Origin of the sequence: Microcystis sp. LE19-41.2A (assembly GCF_027530405.1) — a bacterium.
GTDB lineage: Bacteria > Cyanobacteriota > Cyanobacteriia > Cyanobacteriales > Microcystaceae > Microcystis > Microcystis aeruginosa.
The window spans coordinates 20,716-27,265 of sequence record NZ_JAPZQJ010000010.1; the positions used below are offsets into that span (position 1 = coordinate 20,716).

The following is a 6,550-nucleotide window of genomic DNA, read 5'->3' on the forward strand; positions in this document are numbered from 1 at the left end:
TCGACAGAGATATTTTTCTGAATTATAGAGGCCCAGAAATGCCTTGTTTACGGATCATCAAGAAATGTAGCAACATGAAGACCGCGATCGACCAGGGTAGTACAAAGGTATGCAAGCTGTAGAAACGGGTTAAAGTTGCTTGACCGACGCTTTCGCTACCGCGCATCAGGGTGACGAGTTGATCACCGACGACGGGAATAGCAGCAGGTACACCGGAAACAATTTTAACCGCCCAGTAACCCACCTGATCCCAGGGTAAGGAGTAACCAGTGACACCGAAGCTAACGGTGATTACGGCCAGGACAACCCCAGTTACCCAGGTTAATTCCCGAGGTTTTTTGAATCCACCGGTCAGATAGACGCGGAAAACGTGCAGGATCATCATTAACACCATCATACTGGCGGACCAGCGATGGATAGAACGAATTAACCAGCCAAAGTTAACTTCGTTCATGATGTACTGTACGGAGGAGAGGGCCTCTGCTACGGTGGGTTTGTAGTAGAAGGTCATGGCGAAACCAGTGGCAAACTGGATCACGAAGCACACAAGGGTGATACCACCCAGACAGTAGAAGATATTGACGTGGGGGGGAACGTATTTGGTGCTGATATCATCAGCGATCCCTTGAATTTCTAAGCGTTCCTCAAACCATTGATAGGCTTTAGAATCCGTTACTTGTTTGGTAAACATCGCGTAACCAGTAAGAAAAATGAAAGATTTAAGGTGTGACCTTTAAAAAATGTAACACAGTTTTCAGGGCTAATTCTCGCTCCGGTCAGGTTTCTCCACTGGTGGGGATCAATCTGTGATCGCCAGTCCCGAAAAACGTAACTTCCTAAAATTTCCCTTAAAATGTCTCCTAGACTACAAAAAATCGGGCTAATTGTCCGACACTGGGAATAGGTAAGGTTGACAGCTAGTTACTGATTTGCTCACATTGACCTACATACGCCACTATTTAGGCGAACGTTTGTGACCCTAAGAAAAGCCGTTGAGCTATGGGGATTACATCCCAATACATTAAGAGAATATGCCGATGAAGGGAAAATCAAAAGTATCAAAAACGAAGCAGGGCAACGATTGTACGATGTCCAGTCTTACGTCAATGGTGCAGCTAGAGCTTCCCTTGTTTGCTACTGCCGAGTCAGTTCAATCAAGCAACGAGATGACCTTGAGAGACAAGTCAGCTTTATGCGCGGATTCTATCCAGAGGAAGAAATCATCAAAGACATCGATAGTGGGCTTAACTTCCAAAGAAAAGGACTTAGAGCCATACTGGACAGATGATTGTGGGGAAATAAACTCACAATTGTTATGTCCACACTGGACAGATTATGCCGATTTAGATTCGAGCTTATACAGTATATGGTCGAACAAAACGGTGGCAAAATCTTGGTTCTCGACCAAACTGTTCACAGTCCCGAATCAGAACTTACAGCAGACTTGTTATAAATACTTCACATCTTCTCTTGCCGAATGCCCAGACTCAGGAAGTACGCTCAAAAAATCAAAGAAAGTGCGGATTTATCCAACAACAGAACAGAAGAAACTGATGAAACACTGGTGGGGAGTATCTCGGTTTGTCTTCAACCAAACCATTAAATATCTACAGGAACCAGGTAGAAAAGCTAATTGGAAGGCTATCAAGACGGGAATCATTAATGATTTACCAGAATGGGCTAAAGAAGTCCCCTACCAGATTAAATCAATAGCAGTCAAAGACGCTTGTGAAGCCGTTAAAAATGCTCAAAGAAAATATCAAAAAACTGGGGAAATCCAGAAAGTAAAATTCCCTTCCCGTAAAGATAAACAGCAATCCTGTTATATTCCTAAGTCAGCCATTTCAGCAAAAGGAATATATCACACAAAATTAGGGCAAATACGCTTCACCGAATCACTGCCCGACAATTTTGGGGATAGCCGATTAGTATCCAGAAATGGACAATACTATTTAGCTATTCCCCATGAGGTGCAACGATGGGAATCCGATAACCAAGGACGCATTGTCGCCCTAGACCCCGGTGTTAGAGATTTTCTGGCACTATTCTCGCCTAATAGTTTTGGCTCAATCGGGAGTCAGGATATAGGTAAAATCCAACGATTATGCTATCACCTTGATGATTTAATTTCTCGTTCTACCAAAGTTAATGCTAAAACCAGAAACCGTTATCGAAAAGCAGCTAATCGACTAAGAAATAAAATCAGGAATTTAGTAGATGAACTTCATCATCAAGTTGCTAGATTCCTAGTTGATAACTTTGATGTGATTCTTTTGCCTACTTTTGAAGTGTCAGAAATGGTTCTAAAAAATAGCAGGAAGATTCGCTCAAAATCTGTTAGACAGATGCTTAACTGGTCTCATTACCGATTTAAGCAATTTCTCAAGCATAAGGCTTTTGAGATGGGTAAATTAGTAATAGACTGCTGTGAAGCCTATACGTCGAAAACAGTTAGCTGGACTGGTGAATTAATACATAACTTAGGGGGAAAAAAAGTCATTAAATCCAAGATTGATGGCAAGAAGATGGATAGAGATATTAATGGCGCACGAGGAATTTTTCTTCGTGCTTTGGGAGATACCCCCTCTTTAAGAGACTCTCTTAGAGTGCATTGTTAATGTATGTTAGCAAAAAAGTATCGGTATGAAATGAGGTCAGTGTGCTATTAAATACCTACGATCCCGAAGGCTTCTACGACGAACTATTCTTAGATGATGGTCAACCTCGTCCCCACTCCTCCCCTTTAATCAAATGGTTGCAGAATCTGCCACCCCGAGAACTTCAACAACACCGGGAAACCGCTCAGTCGGCCCTGTTTGAATTGGGGGTGACTTTCAATGTCTATAGCGACAATCAAGGGGTAGAAAAAATCTTTCCTTTTGATATTATTCCCCGAATTGTCGCGGCTGAGGACTGGGATTATTTGGAAAGAGGACTGAAACAACGCATCAAAGCTCTCAATCTTTTTCTCTCCGATATCTACAATGACCAGTTAATCATTAAAGATGGCATTATTCCCTCCGAATTAATCGCCTCGGCGACGGGATTTCTGAAACCCTGTCTGGGACTGAAACCCGCCGGAGGTATCTGGTGTCACATCACGGGAACCGATTTAGTCCGCGATAAAGATGGTCAATGGTACGTTTTAGAGGATAATTTGCGGGTTCCTTCCGGTATTTCTTATGTCCTCGAAAATCGTCGGGTAATGAAAAGCACCTTCCCCGATATTTTCCAGACAATGAATGTTAAACCGGTGGATGATTATCCTTCCCATCTGTTGGAAACTCTCCTTAATTTAGCCCCACTCCAATTACCTAATCCCACCGTAGTGGTTTTGACCCCCGGAACCTATAATTCTGCCTACTTTGAACATTCTTTTATCGCCCAACAAATGGGGGTAGAATTAGTGGAAGGGCGTGATTTGGTCGTCTTTGATGGTTATCTACAAATGAAAACCACCAAGGGATTAAGACGGGTAGATGTGGTATATCGTCGCCTCGATGATGACTTTTTAGATCCGGCGGTTTTTCGTCCCGATTCGATGTTAGGTGTACCCGGATTATTAAAAGTTTTTCAGGAAGGCCGCGTCGCTTTAGCTAATGCTCCTGGTACGGGAGTCGCTGATGATAAGGTTATTTATGCTTTTGTCCCCGATATGATTCGTTATTATCTGGGAGAAGAAGCGATTTTAAATAACGTTCCTACCTATCTTTGTTGGCGAGAAAAGGACTTAGATTATGTCTTAAATAATCTCGATAAGTTAGTTGTGAAAGCTGCCAATGAATCGGGAGGTTATGGGATGTTAGTCGGTTCTCAAGCTACCTCGAAAGAACGAGAAGAATTTGCCCCACGCATTGCCGCTAATCCCCGCAATTACATCGCTCAACCAGTGTTAAGTCTTTCTAGGGTTCCAACTTTAATTGACACGGAAATTGAAGGTCGTCATGTGGATTTACGGCCCTATATTCTCCATCGGGGCGATGAAATTTATGTGCATCCCGGGGGGTTAACTCGCGTGGCTTTGAAAAAGGGTTCTTTAGTGGTTAATTCTTCTCAAGGTGGCGGCAGTAAAGACACTTGGGTTCTCACCAAGTAATAAGGACAATCCTCAAAATTTTGGTGGGTTACGGCGAAAATTAAATCATCAGTCAACTGCGTAAATTATTGTCGCCTAACCCACCCTACCCTTTTCACTTTTTCCTGGTTAATTATGCTTAGTAGAGTTGCCTATTCAATTTATTGGTTAAATCGCTATCAGGACAATCCTCAAAATTTTGGTGGGTTACGGCGAAAATTAAATCATCAGTCAACTGCGTAAATTATTGTCGCCTAACCCACCCTACCCTTTTCTTTTTCCTGGTTAATTATGCTTAGTAGAGTTGCCGATTCAATTTATTGGTTAAATCGCTATATTGAACGGGCAGAAAATGTCGCCCGGTTTATGGATGTTAACCTTAATTTAATGTTAGATGTACCTACCAGTGTTTTGCAACAGTGGGAACCCTTGGTTTTAACCACGGGAGATTTAGAACAATTCAAGAAACGTTACGGCACAGCCACCGCAGAAAATGTGATCAATTTCTTGACATTTGACACGGAATATAGTAACTCAATTATCTCTTGTTTGCGCTGGGCCAGAGAAAATGCTCGGTCAGTTCGCGAGATTATTTCTTCGGAAATGTGGGAACAGGTTAATGGTTTTTTCTTGATGGTAAAAGATGCTTCCTCTTACCATCCTCAAACTACTTTACCTAACTTTTTTACTCAAGTTAAATTGGCTAGTCACCGTTTTGCGGGGGTAATGGATGCGACGATGACTCATAATGAAGGTTGGCATTTTGGCGTTATGGGAAGATTACAGGAACGCGCCGATAAAACCGCCAGAATTCTTGATGTTAAATACTATTATCTCTTACCTTCCGCTCAATGGGTAGGAACTTCTCTAGACCAAATTCAATGGATTGCTTTACTGCGGTCGGTGAGTGCCTACGAAATGTATCGTAAATGTCAACGACGGATTACTCCTAGTGACGTGGCTGAATTTTTAATTCTTAATCGAGAATTTCCTCGTTCAATTCACTTTTGTCTGCGGGAATTAGACCACTGTTTGCATCAAGTTACAGGGACTCCTATAGGAACTTGGGGGAATTCGGTAGAAAGAAGTTTAGGGCGACTTTGTGCGGAAATGAGCTATCTAACTATCGAGGATATTATTGAAATGGGATTACATGAATTCCTCGACCATATTCAAAAAAGAGTTAATGATGTGGGAATAAAAATGACAGAAACTTTCTTTGTTTTTAATCCCGAACTTGCCTCACCTCTGCCAGTAAATAACTTTCAATATCAATCCCAATTAACAACTTAATGCGTTATCACATTCGGCATCAAACCAACTATTTCTATAATCAACCCGTGATTTTATCGCCTCATCTGCTGCGCTTACGACCAAAATCCGATGGTGGGCAAACTTTGCGAGAGTTCACGCTCAAAATTAACCCAGAACCTTTAACGATAACTAATATTATTGACCTCGATGGTAATTCTTGTTTACAAATTTGGTTTAATCAACCGACGGAAGAATTATTGATTGATGTGGTCAGTGAAGTGGAAACCCATGGGGTTAATCCTTTTCAGTATTTGTTGGAACCTTGGGCGACCTGTTTACCCTTTGATTATCCTATTTCTCTCCACAGTCAATTACAACCCTACAGACAATTCTATGGGTTAAATAATGACCCTGATATGGCAGCATTAGCCCAAGAAATTATGCAGGAAACTGAGGGACAGGTGCTATCTTTCCTGTTTAATCTTAATGACAAAATTTACCGCAATTGTCAGCAAATTATTCGTCTTACTGGAGAACCCTATCTACCCGGAAACACTTGGAAAAATAAGCAGGGTTCCTGTCGCGATTTTGTGGTTTTATTTATGGATGTGTGTCGCTGTGTGGGATTAGCTTCCCGTTTTGTCAGTGGCTATCAAGAAGGAGATTTAGACCAAGAAGAAAGACATTTACACGCTTGGGTAGAGGTGTATTTGCCGGGGGGCGGCTGGAAAGGCTATGATCCTAGCCATGGATTAGCGGTGAGTGACCGTCATATAAGCCTCGTTTCTAGTCCAATTCCCCGTTATTGCGCGCCGGTAGAGGGAAATGCTCGACCGGTTAATCTCGGTCATCAAGTGATAGAATCTCAGCTATCATCGACAATTTCCATCGATTTGTTATCTTGAGGATGATTCTTTATGGCTAAAGGATTTGGCACAGCAACAAAAGGACATTTAGGCTATGTTTTATCTTGAATGTCGGGGTGAAGACCCTCGCTTTTAGCGACGGGATGAAACCCCGACCAGTATAAAACAGCGAAGCACGACATTTCGACAGGCTCAATGTAAAAGCTCAATGTTCACTAAAATCTTGACAATCCGATGCTCTACAGGTTAACTTAAAATAAGTTGTTTGAGGTCGATAAACAATGATTGTCTTAGAAATGAAAGCCGTGGTTAAACCAAGTCAGTGTTCTGCCATTGATGAAGCTATTCGTACAGT

General features: G+C 42.0%; 6 protein-coding genes and 1 pseudogene. 6 read left to right on the top strand and 1 reads right to left on the bottom strand.

Annotated elements, in window-relative coordinates:
* Positions 1 to 22 precede the first annotated feature (22 nt).
* Positions 23 to 691 carry a cytochrome b6 gene (petB, locus tag O9290_RS00395; RefSeq protein WP_002738970.1) on the bottom strand — a complete coding sequence of 223 codons (669 nt, stop codon included), beginning with the start codon at positions 689 to 691 and terminating at the stop codon, positions 23 to 25.
* A 282-nt stretch (positions 692 to 973) separates the two neighbouring features.
* On the opposite strand from petB, the gene O9290_RS28030 reads away from it, so the two are divergent.
* From O9290_RS28030 to O9290_RS00420, 6 genes and pseudogenes are all read left to right on the top strand, one after another.
* Positions 974 to 1,288 (top strand): recombinase family protein, encoded by a 315-nt coding sequence (locus O9290_RS28030; RefSeq protein WP_002757607.1) that lies wholly within the window; start codon positions 974 to 976, stop codon positions 1,286 to 1,288.
* A gap of 94 nt (positions 1,289 to 1,382) precedes the next feature.
* Positions 1,383 to 2,618 (top strand): RNA-guided endonuclease InsQ/TnpB family protein, encoded by a 1,236-nt coding sequence (locus tag O9290_RS00400; protein WP_353852111.1) that lies wholly within the window; start codon positions 1,383 to 1,385, stop codon positions 2,616 to 2,618.
* Between the two features lie 41 nt (positions 2,619 to 2,659).
* Entirely contained in the window at positions 2,660 to 4,096 is a 1,437-nt protein-coding gene (locus O9290_RS00405) for a circularly permuted type 2 ATP-grasp protein (RefSeq protein ID WP_002757605.1), read from the top strand.
* Between the two features lie 270 nt (positions 4,097 to 4,366).
* Entirely contained in the window at positions 4,367 to 5,368 is a 1,002-nt protein-coding gene (locus O9290_RS00410) for an alpha-E domain-containing protein (protein ID WP_185237680.1), read from the top strand.
* A complete protein-coding gene (locus O9290_RS00415; protein ID WP_193978420.1) occupies positions 5,368 to 6,234 on the top strand; it encodes a transglutaminase family protein in 867 nt (288 codons plus the stop codon). The genes O9290_RS00410 and O9290_RS00415 overlap by 1 nt, the downstream gene beginning before the upstream one ends.
* 242 nt (positions 6,235 to 6,476) lie before the next feature.
* Positions 6,477 to 6,550, top strand: a pseudogene (locus O9290_RS00420) (transposase); the annotation flags it as partial.